Origin of the sequence: Haladaptatus sp. T7 (genome assembly GCF_026008575.1) — an archaeon.
In the GTDB taxonomy this organism is placed as follows: Archaea; Halobacteriota; Halobacteria; order Halobacteriales; family Haladaptataceae; genus Haladaptatus; species Haladaptatus paucihalophilus.
Genome location: NZ_BROP01000007.1, coordinates 119,249 through 137,985, shown reverse-complemented (window position 1 = coordinate 137,985; position 18,737 = coordinate 119,249). Strand labels below are relative to the sequence as shown.

At 64.0% G+C, this 18,737-nt stretch carries 16 protein-coding genes; 7 read left to right on the top strand and 9 right to left on the bottom strand.

The window, feature by feature from the left end; all coding sequences use genetic code 11:
- Window positions 1–29 precede the first annotated feature (29 nt).
- A complete protein-coding gene (locus OPC11_RS17905; protein WP_264782830.1) occupies window positions 30–188 on the top strand; it encodes a hypothetical protein in 159 nt (52 codons plus the stop codon).
- 68 nt (window positions 189–256) lie between these two features.
- Here the strand turns inward: OPC11_RS17905 and OPC11_RS17900 are convergent, their stop codons facing one another.
- The 3 genes from OPC11_RS17900 to OPC11_RS17890 all read right to left on the bottom strand — a co-directional run bounded on the left by OPC11_RS17900 (window position 257) and on the right by OPC11_RS17890 (window position 4,143).
- Entirely contained in the window at window positions 257–2,032 is a 1,776-nt protein-coding gene (locus tag OPC11_RS17900; protein WP_264782829.1) for a hypothetical protein, read from the bottom strand.
- A 377-nt stretch (window positions 2,033–2,409) separates the two neighbouring features.
- A complete protein-coding gene (locus OPC11_RS17895; RefSeq protein WP_264782828.1) occupies window positions 2,410–3,642 on the bottom strand; it encodes an MgtC/SapB family protein in 1,233 nt (410 codons plus the stop codon).
- A gap of 69 nt (window positions 3,643–3,711) precedes the next feature.
- Complete coding sequence (locus OPC11_RS17890; RefSeq protein WP_069453076.1) at window positions 3,712–4,143, bottom strand: universal stress protein; 432 nt, start codon at window positions 4,141–4,143, stop codon at window positions 3,712–3,714.
- 332 nt (window positions 4,144–4,475) lie between these two features.
- Here OPC11_RS17890 and OPC11_RS17885 point away from each other — a divergent pair, with 332 nt between their 5' ends.
- On the top strand, window positions 4,476–4,946 hold the full coding sequence (locus tag OPC11_RS17885) for a cupin domain-containing protein (RefSeq protein WP_264782827.1): 471 nt from the start codon (window positions 4,476–4,478) through the stop codon (window positions 4,944–4,946).
- Between the two features lie 89 nt (window positions 4,947–5,035).
- Here OPC11_RS17885 and OPC11_RS17880 read toward each other — a convergent pair whose 3' ends face one another.
- From OPC11_RS17880 to OPC11_RS17865, 4 genes are all read right to left on the bottom strand, one after another.
- Entirely contained in the window at window positions 5,036–6,025 is a 990-nt protein-coding gene (locus OPC11_RS17880; protein WP_264782826.1) for a glycerophosphodiester phosphodiesterase, read from the bottom strand.
- Window positions 6,026–6,188: 163 nt separating this feature from the next.
- A complete protein-coding gene (locus OPC11_RS17875; protein WP_264782825.1) occupies window positions 6,189–7,244 on the bottom strand; it encodes an ABC transporter permease in 1,056 nt (351 codons plus the stop codon).
- Complete coding sequence (locus OPC11_RS17870; RefSeq protein WP_264782824.1) at window positions 7,237–9,147, bottom strand: ABC transporter permease subunit; 1,911 nt, start codon at window positions 9,145–9,147, stop codon at window positions 7,237–7,239. The genes OPC11_RS17875 and OPC11_RS17870 overlap by 8 nt, the downstream gene beginning before the upstream one ends.
- Entirely contained in the window at window positions 9,144–10,031 is an 888-nt protein-coding gene (locus OPC11_RS17865) for an ABC transporter ATP-binding protein (protein ID WP_264782823.1), read from the bottom strand. The genes OPC11_RS17870 and OPC11_RS17865 overlap by 4 nt, the downstream gene beginning before the upstream one ends.
- Window positions 10,032–10,202: 171 nt before the next feature.
- Between OPC11_RS17865 and OPC11_RS17860 the strand changes: the two genes are divergently transcribed.
- The gene (locus OPC11_RS17860) at window positions 10,203–10,661 is read left to right on the top strand and encodes a DUF5518 domain-containing protein (RefSeq protein ID WP_306421031.1); all 459 of its coding nucleotides are present in this window, start codon (window positions 10,203–10,205) and stop codon (window positions 10,659–10,661) included.
- A gap of 54 nt (window positions 10,662–10,715) precedes the next feature.
- Here the strand turns inward: OPC11_RS17860 and OPC11_RS17855 are convergent, their stop codons facing one another.
- Both OPC11_RS17855 and OPC11_RS17850 read right to left on the bottom strand, forming a co-directional pair.
- Window positions 10,716–12,257, bottom strand: coding sequence for a long-chain-fatty-acid--CoA ligase (locus OPC11_RS17855; protein WP_264782822.1), 1,542 nt, complete (start codon window positions 12,255–12,257; stop codon window positions 10,716–10,718).
- Between the two features lie 97 nt (window positions 12,258–12,354).
- Window positions 12,355–13,074, bottom strand: coding sequence for a fumarylacetoacetate hydrolase family protein (locus OPC11_RS17850; protein ID WP_264782821.1), 720 nt, complete (start codon window positions 13,072–13,074; stop codon window positions 12,355–12,357).
- Window positions 13,075–13,349: 275 nt separating this feature from the next.
- On the opposite strand from OPC11_RS17850, the gene OPC11_RS17845 reads away from it, so the two are divergent.
- Genes OPC11_RS17845 through OPC11_RS17830 form a run of 4 tightly spaced genes read left to right on the top strand, consistent with a single transcriptional unit; the run spans window position 13,350 to window position 18,695 of the window.
- Window positions 13,350–15,539, top strand: a complete 2,190-nt coding sequence (locus OPC11_RS17845) for a type II/IV secretion system ATPase subunit (protein ID WP_264782934.1) — start codon at window positions 13,350–13,352, stop codon at window positions 15,537–15,539.
- A complete protein-coding gene (locus OPC11_RS17840; RefSeq protein ID WP_264782820.1) occupies window positions 15,536–17,458 on the top strand; it encodes a type II secretion system F family protein in 1,923 nt (640 codons plus the stop codon). Before OPC11_RS17845 ends, OPC11_RS17840 begins: the two co-directional genes overlap by 4 nt.
- On the top strand, window positions 17,455–18,201 hold the full coding sequence (locus tag OPC11_RS17835) for a hypothetical protein (RefSeq protein ID WP_264782819.1): 747 nt from the start codon (window positions 17,455–17,457) through the stop codon (window positions 18,199–18,201). The genes OPC11_RS17840 and OPC11_RS17835 overlap by 4 nt, the downstream gene beginning before the upstream one ends.
- Window positions 18,201–18,695: a hypothetical protein gene (locus tag OPC11_RS17830; protein WP_007981879.1), complete on the top strand. Its 495-nt coding sequence runs from the start codon at window positions 18,201–18,203 to the stop codon at window positions 18,693–18,695. Before OPC11_RS17835 ends, OPC11_RS17830 begins: the two co-directional genes overlap by 1 nt.
- Window positions 18,696–18,737 lie beyond the last annotated feature (42 nt).

Sequence of the window (18,737 nt, the reverse complement as noted above, 5' to 3'; positions counted from 1 at the left end):
CGCGAGACGAAGGGGTTCGGTGAAAGACCATGTACGGACGAAACGGAACGAAGCGAGCGAACGTGTGGGCCGGTCTCTACGCCGGTCTGATCGGGACTCCCGACGAGCGAACGGAACCCGACGGCGAAGGTCCCGAGGCAGGAACCGAACGACTCGACGGTCGGAGTGAACGCTCCGAGGGCGATTGAGTCGAAGAGAGAACGAATCGAGAGAGACGCGCGAGCGCTGTTGTTTTCGGGATTTCGGACCCGTCGTATCAGTCCCACCGACCGCGATCGTCGTGGTCGTCGTGACCGCCGTGACCGTGACCCCACCCGTCGCCGAAGGTCACTTCCGCGATGCGCGTGTGGTACGGGTCGCGCTCCTCGGCGGCGGGGTCGATGTCGATGTCCGGCGAGTACTGGCTCACCGTCCAGAACGTTCCGGTGTGCGGGTCCACCGAGATACCGTTGTAGTCGCCCCAGCGCATGACGTCTTCGCCTTCGCCGTAATCGTATCGTGATTTACCCTCCTCGACGACGATAGAATCCTCCAATTTGTTCCGGTCGTACCACTCGGTTCGTCCCGCGACGGCCATGCTCGGGTACGTGTCGGGACCGCTCACGTTGTGCGTGATGATTGTCGTATCGCCGTCCGACTGGATGGTCGGGATGAAGTACGACGTGCCGGGTTCGCCGTACACGCCGCTCTGGACGACTTGTCGCGTCCGCGTGTCCACTTCGTACCACTTGATGGCGGCGACCGGTTCGCCGTCGCCGTTCCAGTCGTAGGAGATGGTATGGGCCGTCCACAGCGACCCGTCGTTGTAATCGAGGTTCATCTGCCGCGTGCCGAGCGTGTCGATGCGCTTTTCGGAATCCGGTTGCTCGGCGGTCGGCGGATAGGCGAACTCCTCGACGGGAACGGTGTGACATTCCAGCGTCGGGTCGTCGAGCGGGTCGGTCAACTCCCACATCGTGAGCGCGCTCGCCGTCGGATTCGGGAAGGTGGAATCCAGCAGGTAGAACGTCCCGTGCTGTCCCCCCGAGAACGGTTGAAGCGCCGGTTGGAGGGTGAAATCCTCCCGCTCTACGTTCGGGTTGTCCAAATCGGTGAAGTGATAACCGGTGGTGTCCCGTCCGCGGTAGATGGCCTCCTTGTCGAGCGTCACCATCGTCACCGACACGTCCTCGCCGAAGAAGTTCTGCGCGAGGTAGATGGCGTCACGGTCCAGTCCGAGCGTGGGATAGTCGACCAGCCCTTCGTTGTCGAGCGGCGGAATCCGGTAGACGTTCCACTCCCCGTTCGGGTTGGGCGTCTGGGAGACGGCGACGAGCCACCAGCCCCGTGGCGGCCGGTCAAGGGTTTCGGCGGCCGTCTCCGCGCCGTCCTCGCCCTCTTCACCCTCGCCGGGTTCGCCGCCCGCCCGCTCCTCCATCTCCTCGCGGGTGACGATTTCGCCGTCTTGGGTGATGCCGGGTTCGTACTGGACCGCGGCGACGACGAATCGGTTTTCCCGTCGGTCGTAGCGCGCTCGGGGGTCGAAGACGAACGGTTCGCCGTAGACGTAGCCGCCTTCCGGTTCGTCGATGACCGGCGCGAAGATGTCGTTCAGTTGGACTGACAGTTCCTTGTGCCCGGACCGCTTGTTGAAGACGGCGACCTGCGTGTTGACCGCGTGAATCACCTTACCGTACCCGGCCGCGATTTGCGAGTCGGAGGGGACACCGCCCGACGTTTGCTCGGCGTTCACGCCGTCGTACTCGGTGAGAATGGACAGTTCGTCCTCGTCGTCGCCCCACCAGCCGTGTTTTTGCTCGTGTCGATGCCGCCCGTGTTGACCGTGTGCCCGCGACGCTTCTATCTCCCGTTCGCTCGCCGGTTCCCCGGCCCCCGCCTGTTTCGCTTCCGTCGCCGTTCGCTTCGGTCGTGATGCGATTCGCCCGAAGTTCACCGACCCCCCGGAGTACGTCCGTTCGAACGGCCCCTCGGCGCACTCTCCACCTTCCTCCGCCGCGCGGACCGACGACGAACTGAGACCCGGAATCGCCATACTTCCGATTCCCAGTCCGCTTAATTGAAGCGCACGACGACGACCGAGACGGAATCCGTCGTTCGTATCGTTTGCTTCCGATTCCCAACCACTGTTTTTGCCATCCATCACATATAATACAGACAGTAGATTCGTGTTATATTTATTTATTTGAATAATATAAAAGAAACCTGAGACGATGCTCGATGAAACAGTGCGTGAAATGAGAGACGATAATAATTAGGTGGAACGAAACCGCCATCCGAAGCGAGTTCCGACGACGACGTTTCGAAGCATCACCTCGGGTACCGACGAAAGCCGAATACGGGCGCGCTCGCTTTCCGGTCGAGACGGATAGTTTGTATTCGACGGCGGTGGGCGGTAGCGGCGTCGAACTCTCACGACAGCGCGACGAAACCGATACCGACCGCGGTGACGGCACCGAGGGAGACGACGACGGACCGCCCCAACCGCTGCGTTCCGAACAGCCAGACGATTCCGATTTTGACGGCCGTGTTGACGCTGGCCGCGAGGACGATGCCGCTCGTCGCGGTCGCGGTCGAGATGGTGCCGCCGCGGGCGAGATTGCTCAGCGAAATCGTGATGGCGTTCACGTCGACGAGGCCGGAGACGATGGCGACCGAGTACACGCCCGTCGCTCCGAATTCGGCGCTGACGGTCGTGGTGGCGACGAGGACGACCGCGAAAAAGAGCCCGAAGAGGAGCGCGGGCCAGAGCCGAAACCGGTTCTCCACGTCCGCCTCCAGCGGGACGTCCTCGCTGACCCCGCTGTAGACCACCCGGGAAACCACCACGCCGACGACGACCATCCCGACGACCGGCGGGAGGACGGGGACGAACAGGGACGGATTCACGACGAGGACCTCCAACAGAATCCGCGGGAACATCGTCAACGAGGCGATGACCGTGGCGACGCCGCACAGTCCGGCGAGGGACGGATCGCGCCGCGCGTTCCCCGCCATCGAAACCGCGGTCGCCGTGGACGAGACCAGGCCGCCGAGCACGCCCGTCACTTCGAAACCCACCTCGTTGCCGACGAGCGTGGCGAACACGTATCCCGTGAGGCTGATTCCCGAGACGAAGACGACCATCAACCAGACGAACTGGAGGCGCAAACCGCCCAGAAAGGCGATGCGTTCCGGCGGCAGGAGCGGGAAGACGACGAGGGCGACGACGAGGAACTTCAGGCTCGCCCGCATCTCGGCTTCGTTGAGGCGGGCGACAAACTCGTGGATGGGCCGTTTCTCCGCGAGGAGCGCCATCGTTACCGTTCCGAAGACGACGGCGAGTCGGAGTCCCGTATCGGAGTGGGTCGCCATCGCGCCGTAGACGAAGGTCAGCATCGTCGCAACGGCCGTCGTCATCCCGATGTCGCCCGTCGTCATCACCTTGGCGACGTAGGCGACGACGACCAACCCGGCGACGAAGACGACCGCTATCGGCAGGAGCGACGGGAAGAACGCCTGTACGAGCGCACCGAATCCGGCGATGAGCGGGAGCGTTCTGCTCCCGGCGAACAGGTTGCCGGGGTCGCTCCACTCCCGTTCGATGCCGATGAGAACGCCGATGCCCAGCGCGATGAAAACGGCGACGACGAGCGGAACCGCCATGACGAACGACCTAGGCGGGGAGAACACATGAATCGTCGCGTCAGCGGGCGGAGCACGGGGAGAAGGGCGTCATTCCTCGGGTTCGTGGACGGTCAACACCGGCACGTCGGACATTCGGACGACGCGCTCGGTCACGCTCCCCAGTAGGTAGCGGTCGAGGCCTCGCCGTCCGTGGGTCCCCATCACGATGCAGTCGATGTCGTTATCGTCGGCGTAGTCCAGAATCACGCGGTGTGGATGCCCGCCCGTCACCACGTCGTCGACGACATCGATACCGGCGTCCTCCGCCGGTTCGCGCACCGCCGCGACCGCTTTCTTCCCCCGCTCTTCGAGGTCGTTCAGGATGGACCCCTCGTAGGCGTCGGGCCACATCGCACCGATGTCGATGACGTAAATCGCGTGAATCGTCGCGTCGAACCGCTTCGCCAGTTCGACTGCGTTTCGCGCCGCTTCCGCGGCCGAGTCGCTACCGTCCGTCGGGACGAGGATGGTATCGTACATCGGTGGGGAGTACGGCGAGAAACGGGATAGTACTGCGGTTCGATAGCCACCTCCTGATAATCAACAACTATCCTTCGAGACCGCCGATATCCATCGAGACCGGCGTTCTCCCCATCACACGAAGCGTCGAGGGGTCCTCAGAGACCGTGGAACTGTGCTCCCGCTCAGGGCTCGGTAGCTGTCTTGGAATCCCGTCCGGCACCGTCGACGGACGAGATGTGGCTCGGGAAGAGCGGTCGGAGTCGCGGTATCCGTCCGCTGGTCGCGAGACGAGGCCACCTCCGAACGTGAGGAGCAATAAACCTATGACCCGCGAGAAGTGAACGCAACGTATGCAGCGAATCGATATCGACGACGTGGAATCCGGAGGAATGGGTGACGCCGACCGCCGCGGACTCTCGAACGCGCTGGAGACGGACGATATGTCCATCAACCACTACGCCCTCGAACCGGGCGATGCCTTCTCGGGCGGACTGCACACGCACCTCGACCAGGAGGAGATATTCTACATCGTCTCGGGGACCGCGACGTTCGAGACTAAACCCGAGCCGGACGCCGAAAGCGAAACCGTCGAGGTCGGCGCTGGGGAAGCGATTCGATTCCCGCCGGGAGAGTTCCAGCAGGGGCGCAACGAATCGGACGACGAAGTGGTCGCGCTCGCGCTCGGTGCGCCGCGGGACTCGACCGATGTCCGCGTCGCACAGCCCTGTCCGGAGTGTGAGAGCGACGTTCTCGCGTTCCGGATGGGAGACGACGGGATGTACCTCGAATGTCCCGACTGCGGAACGACCGTCGAGATGTAAACTCACGACGGATCCCCTTTTCGACGCCATTCGAGCGTGTCGCTCCGTGCAGACCGTTCGAAAAGACGTTCTTCCGCTTTCCGAAGCGACTACTCGCGGAGCAGGTTCGGGTAGTTCACGATGAGTCCGTCCACGCCCGCTTTCGCCAGTTGGTCGGCCTGATACCACGTATCGAGGGTGTAGACGTTGACCTCGCGGCCCTCGTCGTGGGCGACCTGCACGAGGTCGATGTCCGCGAAGTCCGGGTCGTCGAGGTAGTAGGGGTCGTCGAAGAACGGCGACCCTTTCACCATGTTGTACGGCGGGTTGACCGCCTCGCAGTCGTACTCCCGAACGATGTCGAGGCCGCGTTCGATGGAATCCCAGAGGAGATAGCCGACGGGGATGTCCGGGTTCACCTCGCGGACGGTGGCGATGGCCGCCTCGTAGAACGAGGAGACGAGGACGTCGTTTCCGTGCTCGGCAACGATGTCGAGCGCGTCCTCGGTGAACGACCGCCAGCGTTCCTTTCCGGCCTCCAGTTCCGCGCCGGAGAGATTCGTCGAGGACTGCGCCGCCGCCGACCCGGGGTTCTTGAACTCGATGTTCACGTCGACGTGGTTCGGAATGGCCGCCAACGCCTCGGAGAGGAGCGGCACGGTTTCCCCGCTGCCGAGGACGTTCGCGTTCAACACCGTCTCGCAGTCGTTCTCCCAGACGTACCCGTGCTGGTCGGTGAGGCCGCGGGTACCGCCGTCGCGCGCGCCGAGTTTCTCGTCGTGGAAGACGACGATTTCGCCGTCCGCACACGGCATGATGTCGAGTTCTATCATGTCCGCCGTCCGCGAGGCCGCTTCGAACGCACGGAGCGTGTTCTCCGGGTGGAGTCCCTTGTACCCGCGGTGGGCGACGTACGTGATGTCGTCCTCGTCGTCTCCCCCACCGCGCCCGTGGTCGTCGTCCGCTCCGTGATCACCTTCGTCGTCGTCGGAACATCGCTGCTGTGCGGTTCCGACGCCAGCCAGCGCGGTGCTGGCGACCGCGGCCCCGGTTCCAACGAACGTCCGTCGATTCAACGCCTGGAGTCGTTCTGACACCATATCCCGATTTACACCCGGCATCGCTATAATATTTATAATAGGATTCTAGATTAATTCAAAATACTATATATGGATAGTATCTCCGAGATTCGACACTGTACCCTCCGCGATTTGTTGGGCGGTGAAAATTTCCGTCTCGGTTGAATTCTCCGACGCACCGCACTCACGCGGTCGTCAAAAGTCCCCGGACACCGACGACCCGGCGGACCAGCGCGTAGCCCGCGAGCGAACACGCCAAATAGAGCGCCACCATCGCGTGGGTAAACGGCGTCGGACTGCCGATGGCGAGCCTCGCCACGGTGTTCGCGGGCGCTTCCGGCAGGAGGTACGTCCCGCTGAAGACGACGAGCATCGCCATCGAGAACAGAAACTGGGCCTGCTTTCTGTCGCGGAACCGCAACGCGAGTATCGCGCCGATAGCGACGATGGCGACCGAGAAGGCCGCGACGAGCGCCACGATTTCGAGCGGGTTGGCGACGTTGGTCCCGTTAAACGAGAGGAGCACCAACCACGCCGCGGCCTGCACGGGCGCGAGTATTCCCATCGCCAGCAGTTTGCCGTCCACGATGTCCACGCCGGTCAGCGGCGTCACGCGGAGGAGTTCGAGGGTTCCGCGGTCGTACTCCTCGGCGATGGTGTCCACGGCGACGCTCCCGCTGATGAATACCGGGAGGAACATCAACAGCGGGATGAGCACCGTGTAGGTGAACCCGAAGTACGGACTCGCACCCGTCTCGGGCGGCGGCGCGACGGGCGACCGTTCGAGTCGAGAGGCGAACCGCGCCCGCTCGCGGCGTTCGAGTTTGTCGAGTACCTCCTTTATCTGGGTCACGACGAGCGTCGTCTTGATGTTGCCATCCGGGGCGATGGCGGTCACGCGGACGCTTCCGTCCGCGGTGCGATCGACGGCGAGGACGGCGTGTATTCTTCCGGACCGGAAGTCGCGCATCGCGGCGCGCTGGGTCCGGTAGTGCTCCGCCTCCCAGCTATCGTCCGAAGCGAGGACGGGCGCGAGGTCGGCGCTCGCGTCCCCCGTCACGCCGAACGAGACGACGAAGCCGTTCGAGGCGGACCCGGGGTCGTACATCGACACCAGTCCGACCGCGAGGAACGACGAGAACGCCGCGATGAGCAACTGGATCAGTATCGCCAGCACGATGGTCTTCTCGCTCCTGAGCGACGCCAACTCCCGCCGCGCAACGGTGAGGCGTTTATCCAAGGGCGTTCACCACCGTGAGGTTGTAGGCGGCGTGAACCAGCGTCGTGACGGCCAGCGTCCACGCGTACCAATTTCGATCCTTGCTGGCCCCGTAGGCCGTGACGGTCGCCGTGACCGAATGGAGCGCGAGCGGCGCGAACAGCAGGCCCAGCAAGACGAGCGGCGAGGCGTCCACGCCGAGACCGGTGGCAGCACCGAACGCCGCCCGTCCGAGTTCGAGGTTCGGAAGCCCGACCAACTGGGCGATGGCGGTCAGTTTCTCGCCGACGAAGAAGCCGAAGCCGCTCAGCAGACCGAGGCTCCCCACCGTCCGAAGCGAGCGGTCGAACCGCGAGTGGGAGAACCCGGCGTAGACGTGGACGCTCTTTGCGACCTCCTCGATGAACGCGATTGCGAGGAGCAACACGGGAATCGAGAGGTCCACGGGGAGCGCGAAGAGGAGCGCCACCGCGAGCAGTTCGGCCACGAAGACGAACGGAATCGAGAGCGCGCTGCATTTTGCGACGCTCCGCATCCCGTGAAGTTGGCTGTCGAGCGCGTCGAGCGCCTTCAGCGTCACCGGGCGCTGGGTGAACATGTCCTCCTCGCGGTAGACGCCCGCGCCGAGCGCGAACAACACACCCGCGGTGAGAAACAGCGGCAGCGTCGAGAAGGCGTACTGTCCCAGCGCGACCGACTCGCCCTGCAGGACGCGAACCACCAGCGACAGGGGCGAGATGGACGCGATGGGATGCACGTCGGTGAACACGGACGGCACGAACGCGTAGGAGGTGAGGAAGACGCTGAGCGACACCGTGACGAACGTGAGTTCCTTGAACGACCGGGAGAACATCGCGCCGACGAACGCGCTGGCGAGGAACAACAGCGCGATGGGGATCACCGCCGACACTGCCGTCACCACCGCACCCGCGACGGCCAGCGGTTCGGTACCGACGTTAGGGGTGAACTGCACGATACCGACCGCCGTCACCGTTGCGATGGCGACCATGCCGACGAAGTACGGTAGAGTCTTGCCGACGATGATGTCGCCGCGGGACACCGGCGAGACGAGGAGCAACTCGCCGCGGTCGTTGATGCGCTCCTCGATGACGCTGCTCGCGTAGGCCTGAATCACGAAGTTCATCGGCAGGATGAACGCGAACGCGAGCACCAGCGACTCGAACGGGAACGGCGGCGAGATGTCCGAAGGAGTCCCCTGCCGCTCGTTATCGACGAAGATGGACGACCCGGCACCCACCGACGGGGCCGCGACGGACCCGTTCGCCGACCCGCCCCGACCGCCCGCATCGTTTCCGCCCGTTCCGTCCGTTCCGGCACCGTCGCTTCCGCCGAGGCGCGTCTCGCCCGCCGTCGTGGTGCGGGTGGTGATTCCGTCACCCGCGCCGGGTCCGCTTGCTCCACTTTTTCCCGCTCCGGGAGCACCGGCAGTGGCGTTCTGCTGGACGTACCGGAGCGTGACGTTCACCGGAAACGCGGCGGCGCGGTCCGGTTCTTCGGCCATCCGTTCGTCGTTGTACCGCTCGACCGTCGTCCGCAGTTCGGCGAGCGTCGCCTTGCCTTTGGGCGAATCCTTGTAACGCAGCGCGTCCCGAGGACAGTTCGGAACGGCATCACCGGTGCAGACGAACACGTCGAATTCGCCCGACTCGTAGGTCTCCGCGGTCGGTTCGACGGCCACGAACGTCGGGTCGGTCGTGACCGGACCGTAGTACTGGCTGTCCTCGCTGACGCCGACGCGGTAGATGCCGTCGTCCACGGTGTTCCCCCGACTGGCGACCATCGGGGTCAGCACGGCGACGAACAGGAGGACGACGGCGACGACGGCGAGCGTCCGCCGGTCGAACTGTCCCGCGTTCTTGCTCACTTCCCAGCGTGCGATGCGGAGCGTCTTGCGGCGCTTCACGGACGCCCCTCCACGTCCGGCGCGTCGGTCGCCAAATCGAGGAAGATGTCCTCCAAACTGGGCGAGCGCGTCTCGATGTCCACGACGCTCCCCCCGGCCGCTTCCGCGCGTTCCCGCGTCTCGGCCACGGCGTCCATGCTTTCGACGACGCGGCGGTAAGTTCCGTTCTCCCGCACCGCGTCGGCCACCTCGACCGTCGTGGAGACGTGGTACTCGGTCCGGCCGTGTTCCTCGCGGAGGTCTTCGACGCTCCCGCCCGCGACGATTCGGCCGTTGTTCATCACGACGATGCGGTCACAGATGCTCTCGACGTGAAACAGGTTGTGCGCGCTGAAGACGACGGTTTTCCCCGAGTCGCTCAACTCGCGGGTGAACTCGATGATGTAGTTCGTCGTGAGCGGGTCCAACCCGCTCGCCGGTTCGTCGTAAATCAGCACCGCCGGGTCGTTGACCAGCGAGCGGGCGATGGCCACCTTCCGCCGCATTCCTTTTGACATATCCCCCAGTCGTCGCTCGCGGTGGTCGAGTTCGAGGCGGTCCAGCGTGCGGTGAATCCGCTCGTCGGCGACGCCGCTCGGCACGTCGTAGAGGTCGGCGAAGAAGGACAGGTACGACAGCGGCGTCATGTCCTCGTACAGCGGCGACTCCTCGGGGAGAAATCCGAGTTGGGTCCGCATCTCGGGGTCCTGCGCGTCGTAGCCCGCGACCCGCGCGGTCCCGGCGGTCGGTTCGATGAGTCCGGCGAGCATCTTCAGGGTCGTCGTCTTCCCCGCGCCGTTCGGGCCGATGACCCCGAACACCTCCCCTTCGGAGACGGAGAAACTGCTCCCCTCGACGGCCGTGAAGTCGCCGTATTCCTTCCGGAGGTTTTCCACTTCGAGCATAGATATGTTCTACTCTCGACACTGGAGCTACTTGAGCGTGTGCCAGTGGAATGGGAGTCGTTGGCGAACGGTAAACGTCGCAAAACGACACTGAGAACTGCCTATTGAACGAAGTCTACCAATCTCGAACACTTGCTAATCAGCCGTTTTAGAATCCGGATTATATTTAATATGGAATATGAAATATTATTTTCAGAAAGTGTGATGACTGCTAATACCGATGGATTTTCTCGCTGGCTACGTGGACGTATCGGAGTAGATATCCTCCTCGGTCTCGCTTCGATACCCTTCACGATGGTGCTGACGTCACATCCGTCCTCACTCGAAATGAGTCCGGTGCTCGTAGCAGGGTTCGTGTCAGGGCTGTACTATGAAACGCAATCGAGGTCGGTGGGACGTGCTGGCTTTCGAACGGGGGTCGTCGGTAGCCTACCGGTTTTCTGGACCTCCGTGAACTTCGTCGCCTCGGAGATTTCGGCGTCGTTGGACATCCAAGGGTTTGCGGTCGTCGTCGGAGCGCTGTGGGTCGTCTTCGTGATGGCGATTAATGGGTTCGGTGCGGCGCTCTGTGCAATCGTTGGCGGCTGGGTATCACGCACGGTCACGGAATCTGCGGAGAGAGACGACTGACGGCACTCCGAACGGACACCGAACCTCCTGACGATTACGTTCCAATCCTCGCCCTTACGCGTCGTCCTCCCGGAGTTCGAACTTCTGAATCTTCCCGCTGGGCGTCTTCGGCAGTTCGTCGACGAAGGCGTACTCGCGCGGCCGCTTGAAGTCGGCGAGGTCGTCGTTCCCGAGGAGGAACGAATCGAGCGCTTCCGCGGTCGTCCCCGACTCGGCGGCGACGTACGCGACCACTTTCTCGCCCCACTCGTCGTCGGGCGTGCCGACGACCGCCGCCTCTATCACGTCGGGGTGTTCGAGGAGCGTGTCTTCGACCTCCCGCGGGTAGATGTTCTCCCCGCCGCTGATTATCATGTCGTCCGCGCGGTCTTTGACCCAGACGTAGCCGTCCTCGTCGGCGTAGCCGAGGTCGCCGGAGTAGTACCACCCGTCGCGGATGGCCGCGTCGGTTTTCTCGGGACTGTTCCAGTACTCTCGCATCAACGCCGGACCCCGAACGATGATTTCGCCGACGGTTCCGGTGGGCGCTTCTTCGTCCGGCGCGAGCGCGTTTCCGTCCGCGTCGAGACGGGCGACGCGAACGTCGTGGTTGAGTATCGGAATCCCGGCGCTGCCCGCCTTCTCCAGTTGCTCGTCCGGGTAGAGCACCGTGACCGCCGGACCGAGTTCGGTCATGCCGTAGTACTGGATGAGGTCACAGCCGATTCGCTCGTGGACGTCGCGAATGGTGGCCGGTGCCATGCTCGCGCCGCCGTACCCGCCCAATCGGAGCGCGGAGAGGTCGTAGGATTCCGGGTTCGCTTGGAGCATCGCCAGCCACATCGTCGGCGCACCGAACAGGACCGTCACGTCGTGTTCGACGAGCATCGAGAGCGTCTCCTCCGGGTCGAAGGCGTGCTGGATGACGTTCGTCGCGCCCACGTGAATCCGCGGAATGAGGAAGACGTGGAGTTCCGCGGAGTGATAGAGCGGTGCCGCCGAGAGGCCGACGTCGTCTCGGGTCAGTTGCTGGTCGACGAGAACGGACATGCTGTGCTCTATCATGTCTCGGTGAGCGTGGACGACGCCCTTCGGCCGCCCGGTGGTTCCGCTGGTGTACATGACGATGTAGTCGTCCTCATCCGAGACGTCCGCGTTCGGTTCGGCCGCCGATTGGTCCGCGAGCAGGTCGTAGAAGTACGTGTCCGCGTCCGGGTCATCGACGTGGACGAACTCCGTGACCGTTTTCAGGTCGTCTCTGGCCGTCTCGACAACCTCCGCCACCGCGTATTCGTAGACGAGTACCGAACTCTCGGCGTCGTTCAGGATGTACGTCACCTCCCCGGCGGGCAGGCGAAAGTTGAGCGGGTTGAACACCGCACCGAGTTTCGAGGCGGCGTACATCGTGAGCACCAGTTCGCTGGTGTTGAACAGGAGCGTCGAGACGCGATCTCCCTTCTCGACACCGCGTTCGGAGAGAGCGTTGGCGAGTCGGTTCACTCGCTCGTCGAACTCACGATACGTCCAGGATTGGTCTTTTCGCGGGTACACCAGTGCGGTGCGGTCCGGGTTCTTCTCGGCCGATAGGGAGAGAGTGTCTCCCACAGTGGGATACATACACTGATTTCCATCCGCATAGATAATAAATATCCGGGCGCTGGTAGTTCGATTCTCTCGGCGTCTCCGTGCCGTCGATACGCCGGTTCTCGCGTGATTAGTCCGCGTCGACGATCGTATTTCGGAGCGTTCCGATACCGTCGTATCGGATTTCGACCGCCTCGCCGGGGCGAACGAGACCGGGGTTGGCGGGACTGCCGAACGAAACGACGTCGCCCGGTTGGAACGTGTACCGCTCCGAGAGGAACGCGATGACTTCGCGCGGGGAAAACAGCATTTCCGAAGTGTTCGCCTCCTGACGAAGGTCGCCGCCGACGTGCGTCGTCATCTCGACGTCCGAGGGGTCCAACTCCGTCTCGATCCACGGACCCAACGGAGCCGACCCGTCGAACGCTTTCCGGGCGGTTCGTCCGTCCTGGTCGAGGGCGTCGAGGTCGTTTAGTATCGTGTATCCGCGAACCGCGTCGTCCACGTCGCCAACGTCGAGGTTCGTGCATCGACCGTCGATAACGGCGGCGAGTTCTCCGGCGTACGTCAGTTCGCTCGTCCAGTCGGGATACGGTAGTGCCGCTCCGTGCGGAAGAACCGACACCGGCGGCTTGATGAACCAGTCGGGACGCTCGGGTTGCTCGTACCCCATCTGGTCGTTCGTCGTCGCGTAGTTTCGCCCGACGCAGTACAGCGCCGACGGTTCGCAGGGAGCGAGCAGTTCGGCGTCGTCACCGACGAGGTACGACTCGGAGCCGGTGTCTACCGTCCCGTCTTCGTATTCACCAGTCAGCACCCCATCCGCGGTCCGTATCCGTGCCAAGCGCATACGTCGTAGCCACTCGAAGCAGGCGTCTATTCCTTTCGGTGCGCGCTGACTACGTACCCGAAGTGTTCGCTGCTGCTGATGCTGAAGTCGAGACTGATGTTGAAATCGTGACCAATGCTGAAGTTTCAAAATGGAAATTTCGTGGAGAGCGTAGCGTTGTGCGACTACCGCACATAAATATACGGACTGTGATTTTTATATGATGTGTCTGATTCCGAAGGTTTAAATCAGAATGGGTGACCGAATATACTCATAACGACATGTCATCTTTGAGTATATCGACAGGTTATGACACACCAGAGACAGAGGCGGTTCCCCCGCCGATTCCGCCGGACGACTCCAATGCGTGGTACGCACCCGACGTGCGCGACCAGCGCGAACTCCACCCCGGCGTGGTCGCTACGGTTCGGGAGACGGACGACGGGTTCCGATACGACGTTCGAACGCCCGCACTCGGCACGACGGACGAGAACGCGCTCGACCGGGTTCGAGAGTACTTCGCCACCGCGAACCTTCGACGGCCGCTCACCCGCGAGGGGGCGGTCGAGTGCGTCGAGCAGGGGTTCGAACCGAAGTACCGACGCGCCATCGACCGGCTGACAGATCTCTCACATTCGGCCCGTCGCCGGGTCGAGTATCACGCGCTGGCCGAGTTGCTCTGTCTCGGGCGACTCACGCCGCTGGCGCTGGACGACCAGATAGAAGTCGCCGACGCCGCGGGAGACCACCTCGTCGTCCACACCGAGGACTACGCACCCGCCGACACGGACCTCCCGGCCGACGCCGACTATCTGGCTCGCTTCGCCAGCGAGCGAATCGAGACGCACACGGTCGATTTCCGGGACTTTCGAATTCCGGTCGTCATCTATCAGGAGCACCTGCTCGGGACGGATTCGTTCGCCACGAAGTACGCCGTCCTCGAACCGAACCTCCTGCCGGACGACGACCGCCTCATCGAGGAGTGTAAGGACCGCATCTGGGAAACGCACGTCGGCGACATCGTGGACGACCGCGCCGCGTTCGTCCGCTCGCGGGCGACGCAGTTCCTCTCGCGGCGTCTCACCGCCCGGAACACCCGCGCGTGGTTCGACGCGGCGAAGTATCGCGTTCGAACCGCACTCGCGGAGTACGACCTCGCGGTTCCGCCGGTGGACCACCGCTTCTCGGACGACCGACTCACCGACCTCGTGTACTACGTCCTCCGCGATTACGTCGGGCACGGAAAGCTGACGATACCCATCCGGGACGGTCTGCTCGAAGACATCGAGGCGAATCGCGTCGGCGAGCGAATCAAGGTCGTTCCCCGCGGCCGCGCCATCGGCCACGGTGAGCGCATCCCGACGAACCTCGCGTTCGAGGACGAATCGGCGTTCGTCAACGTCGTCACCCAGATGGCCGCCTCGGACGGCGTGGAGCTCAACGCCAGCAACCCCAGCGCGAAGGTGAACCTCTCGCTCGACGGCGTGGCCGACGAGGAGACCATCCGCTGTGCCGTCGCCCTCCCGGTCATTTCGGAGGACGGTCCGCACATCTCCATTCGGAAGCAGGCACCGGACACGATGACCCCCGTTGACCTGCTCGACGCCGACAGCATCTCGACCGAAATCGTCACCCTGCTCTGGCAGCTGTACGAACACCACGGCGTCGCGCTGTTCTCGGGCCAGACGGGGGTCGGGAAGACGACCCTCATGAACGCGCACATGCCGTTCATCCCGTACCGCGACCGCCCCATCAGCATCGACGAGGGGTCCCGCGAGGTGCGCCTGCCGCACGAAACGGGCGTCTCGCTCACCACCCGCGACCACGAGAACGACTACAAGCGGGTGACGATGGCGGACCTGATGACCGAGTGCAACTACCTCAACCCGGACGTGGAGGTCATCGCGGAAATCAACACCCCCGCTTCGTTCCGGACGTTCGCCGAATCGCTGAACACGGGCCACGGCCTCCTCGGGACGACCCACGCAGAGAACATCGAGAAACTCGTCAACCGGGTGGTCGAACAGGGGCTTTCCTCCTATCTCCTCCAAGAAATCGACCTCGTGGTGTTCCCCCGCAACGTGGACGGCGAGCGCTACGTCGGCGAAGTCGTGGAACTCGTGACCGAGGACGAGTTGGCCGAACTGGACGGCCGCTGTGGAACGGTCACGAAGGACGGCACGACGATTCACTGGAACGCCCTCGCGTGGCGGGAGCACGACGGGTCGTTCCAGACGAAGTACGATCACCCGCACCACGGCGACGAGGAGCGGAACATCGGCTTTCGGTTCTTCCACCGCCTCGCCCACCGCACCGACCGGAGCGTCGAGGAAGTCGAGGCCGAGTTCCACCGTAAACACCGCTACGTGCAGTATCTGGAGCGCGAGAGCGTGACCGACTTCGACGAACTGTTCTCGTTCCTCGCCGACCTCCAGAACAACGAAGCGGCGACGGTGGAACGGGTTTCGCGGGAGGTGCGCGGGTGAGCCTCACGACCGAATCGACCGGAGACGTTTCGAAAACGACGACCTTCGAATCGTCGCTCGGCCTTCTCGACCGCGCGCTCTACGCGCTGTTCTCCCGCCACGCCGACCAGCGGCGACACGACCGGAACAGAAAGCGGTACCGCGCGACCGACGTGAACGCCAGTTTCGACGTGTTCCTCTCACGAATCTATGGCCTCTCGTGGGTCGTGTTCCTCGGAACGTTCGCGTGGGTACTCCTCCTCACGCTCGCAATTCCGCCGACCGTTCTGGCGCAGTTCGCGTCGTTCCTCCACGGCGGCGTTCCGGTCGTGGAGTACGTCCCGGTTCCGCGAGTTCCACGGGTGTACGCGGCGGCAGGGGTCGCGCTCTGCTGTGCGGCGGTCGGAAAGCGAGTTTCCGTCTGGTTCGGGGGGTTGTATCTCGGGTGGGCGGCGAGCGCCCGCCGGTCGAACATCGAGCGAACGCTTCCGGGTGCGGTGCGCTATCTCCGGGCCTTGTCGTCCGGGAGCGACGACCTGCTGGCGATGCTCCGAAAAGTCGCCGACCGCGAGGAGTCCTACGGCGAAACCGCGGTCGCGTTCCGGAAGGTGTTGAACAAGGCCGCGCTGACTGGCAGCGTCGATGACGGCTTGCGAATCGTCGCCCGCGACACGCCGTCGCGGGACGTGCTCGCGCCGTTTTTACTCAAGTTCCGCGAACACGCAGAACAGGGACCGGACGCACTGGAGCAGTACCTCCAGATGGAGGGACGGATGCTGAGCCACAGGCAGTCGCGGTCGCACGAACAGGCACAGGACTTCCTCGAACTGTTGGCGGAGATGTTCATCGTCCTGCTGGTCGTTCCGGCGCTGCTCGTCATCGTGCTGACGGTGATGAGCGTCCTCGCGCCGGGATTATCAAAACCGGCCCCGCCACCGTTCGGCGGGTTTTCCGTCCGAACGTTCATCGTCTACGCGAGCGGCGCCTTCATCCTCGTCATCGGAGCGGGCGCGGCGGTGCTGGTGTCTTCGCTCCGTCCGGTGGACCAATCCCCGCCGACTCACTCGCGCTCGAACCGCGTCTCGGACCTGTTCCGCACGGTCCTCATCAATCCGGCGAACACGGCCGCCGTCCTCGCCCCGGCGACGGTCGCCGTGGGTGGGCTTCTCTGGTATCTGGAGTACACGCCGGTCAACACGGTTCTCCTCTCGTACGTCGCGTTCGCGCTTCCGGTCGGGGTGGTGTCGGTTCGCCGCTCCCGCCGCGACGACGCGAAGGACCGGGAGATAAAGGACTTCGTGCACGCCGTATCGAGTCACGTCAGCCTCGGCCGACCCTTCTCCACGGCCGTCGAGCGCGTCGCGCGGGACGTGGACCTCGGCGCGCTCCAGCCGAACGTCAACGACCTCGCGTTCAGTTCGAATCTCACCAGCCGCGAGGGCGACCTCCGACGCGACGCCCTCTCTCGATTCGTCGAGGACGTCGGGACGCCGCTCGCGGACCAAACCATCGGCCTCGTCACCGGGACGCTGGACGTCGGCGGCGACACCGAGACAGTCTTCGACACGCTACAGGTCGAAATCGGGCGGCTCTACCACCAGAAGAAATCGCTCCGGTCGAACATGCTCGTGTACGTCGTCGTGGGATGGATGACCGCACTGCTCGTCGTCGGCATCATGGTCGCGGTCAACGCCTACGTGCTCGACAGTTTCTCGCAGTTGTCGGCGGTCTCCTCGTCCAGCGCCGGATTCGCGCTCGACCCGCACGCGGTGCAACCCGCCCAAGACCGCCATCGGTTCTACGTCGTCACCCAAGCGACCATGCTCGCGTGTGGCTGGTTCGCGGGATACGCCAGCCGTGGGTTCTACGAGGCGCTGCTCCACTCGGCGGCGCTCGTCGCGGTTGCGTACTTCGTCTTCGCGGGGGTGGGAATGGTATGACCCGCGGCGAGTCGAACGCCCCCGGAAAGTCGAACGCCCGAGGGCAGTCCAACGTCATCGGCGTCGCCCTCCTGCTCGGCGTCGTCATGCTCTCGCTCGCGTCGCTGACGGCGAGCGTCGGGATGGTCGTCCAGAGCAACGCCGCGACGGCGGACGCGGCGCGGGTCGCTACGGATATGAATCGGGCACTCGACCCGGTGGAAGTGACCGGCATCCATCGCGGTCGCGTGGCGTTTTCGGCAGGAGCACTGACGACCGAGCCCCGGGAACTTCGCGTTCTCAACGAATCGGGGACCGTCCGAGTCGTCCGCGTGGACGCCCTCGTCTTCACGAACGGCGACAGACGCGTCACCGACCTCGCCGGAGCGGTCGTCCAAGGAACGGGCGACGCCGGGAGGATGGACGCCCGACCACCGATCACGTCGTCCGAACGCGGTGGCGTCCTCGTCGTCGGAGCCGCGAAACTCAACGCCTCCGGTCGGACGGTCGTATCGAAGCGCGGCGAATCAGCGGTCGTCCGCACGAACGTCACGCACGACCGAACGGCGCTCGGCAACGGAACCTACCGGGTCGCGGTGGAGACGAAAACGCCCGACGCGTGGGGTCGCTACTTCGAGCGGCAGAACGCCACGACGACGACTCGGGACTTCGACGGCGACGGGATTCCGAGCGTCGTCGCGCGATACCCCGGAACGCGGTTCTGCTACCTCGTCGTCCACGACATGCACATGGAGGTGCTGTGATGGACGAACGAACGCGCAGCGCCGACGACGGGGTGAACGAAACGGACGACCGGGCGGTCAGCCCGGTCATCGGCAAGGTGCTCGAAGCCGGACTCGTCGTGCTGTATGTCGGCCTGCTGACGACCACCTTGTACGGCGGCGTCGTTCCCAAGTACAGAACGGCCGTCGGCGACGAGATGGGACAGCGCGTGCTGTCGAAGTCGGCCGAGCGAATCCAACAGGCGGTTCCCGAGGTCGGAACGAACGTCGACGTTCGAACCAGCGTTTCGTTGCCCGAAACGGTTCGCGGACGTGGGTACACCATTCGAGCCGACGGAACAACACTGACGCTCGACCACCCGAACGACCGACTGAACTCGAGCGTGCGACTCGCCCTTCCGTCGCGGGTGGCGACCGTGCGCGGAAACTGGTCGAGTCGTGAACCGGCGCTCATCACGGTTCGAAGCGGTCCGGACGGCCTCGTCGTGGAACTGAAACGAGGTGAAAAGCGATGAGTCCGATGCGTCATGAGCGGCGACACGGATCGAAGGGACGCG

Coding starts and splice junctions, on each gene's coding strand:
- OPC11_RS17850 (WP_264782821.1), bottom strand. CDS start 13,074: ATGCGCTTGGCACGGATACGGACCGCGGATGGGGTGCTGACTGGTGAA.
- OPC11_RS17885 (WP_264782827.1), top strand. CDS start 4,476: ATGCAGCGAATCGATATCGACGACGTGGAATCCGGAGGAATGGGTGAC.
- OPC11_RS17835 (WP_264782819.1), top strand. CDS start 17,455: ATGACCCGCGGCGAGTCGAACGCCCCCGGAAAGTCGAACGCCCGAGGG.
- OPC11_RS17905 (WP_264782830.1), top strand. CDS start 30: ATGTACGGACGAAACGGAACGAAGCGAGCGAACGTGTGGGCCGGTCTC.
- OPC11_RS17865 (WP_264782823.1), bottom strand. CDS start 10,031: ATGCTCGAAGTGGAAAACCTCCGGAAGGAATACGGCGACTTCACGGCC.
- OPC11_RS17880 (WP_264782826.1), bottom strand. CDS start 6,025: ATGGTGTCAGAACGACTCCAGGCGTTGAATCGACGGACGTTCGTTGGA.
- OPC11_RS17900 (WP_264782829.1), bottom strand. CDS start 2,032: ATGGCGATTCCGGGTCTCAGTTCGTCGTCGGTCCGCGCGGCGGAGGAA.
- OPC11_RS17890 (WP_069453076.1), bottom strand. CDS start 4,143: ATGTACGATACCATCCTCGTCCCGACGGACGGTAGCGACTCGGCCGCG.
- OPC11_RS17830 (WP_007981879.1), top strand. CDS start 18,201: ATGGACGAACGAACGCGCAGCGCCGACGACGGGGTGAACGAAACGGAC.
- OPC11_RS17855 (WP_264782822.1), bottom strand. CDS start 12,257: ATGTATCCCACTGTGGGAGACACTCTCTCCCTATCGGCCGAGAAGAAC.
- OPC11_RS17895 (WP_264782828.1), bottom strand. CDS start 3,642: ATGGCGGTTCCGCTCGTCGTCGCCGTTTTCATCGCGCTGGGCATCGGC.
- OPC11_RS17860 (WP_306421031.1), top strand. CDS start 10,203: ATGGAATATGAAATATTATTTTCAGAAAGTGTGATGACTGCTAATACC.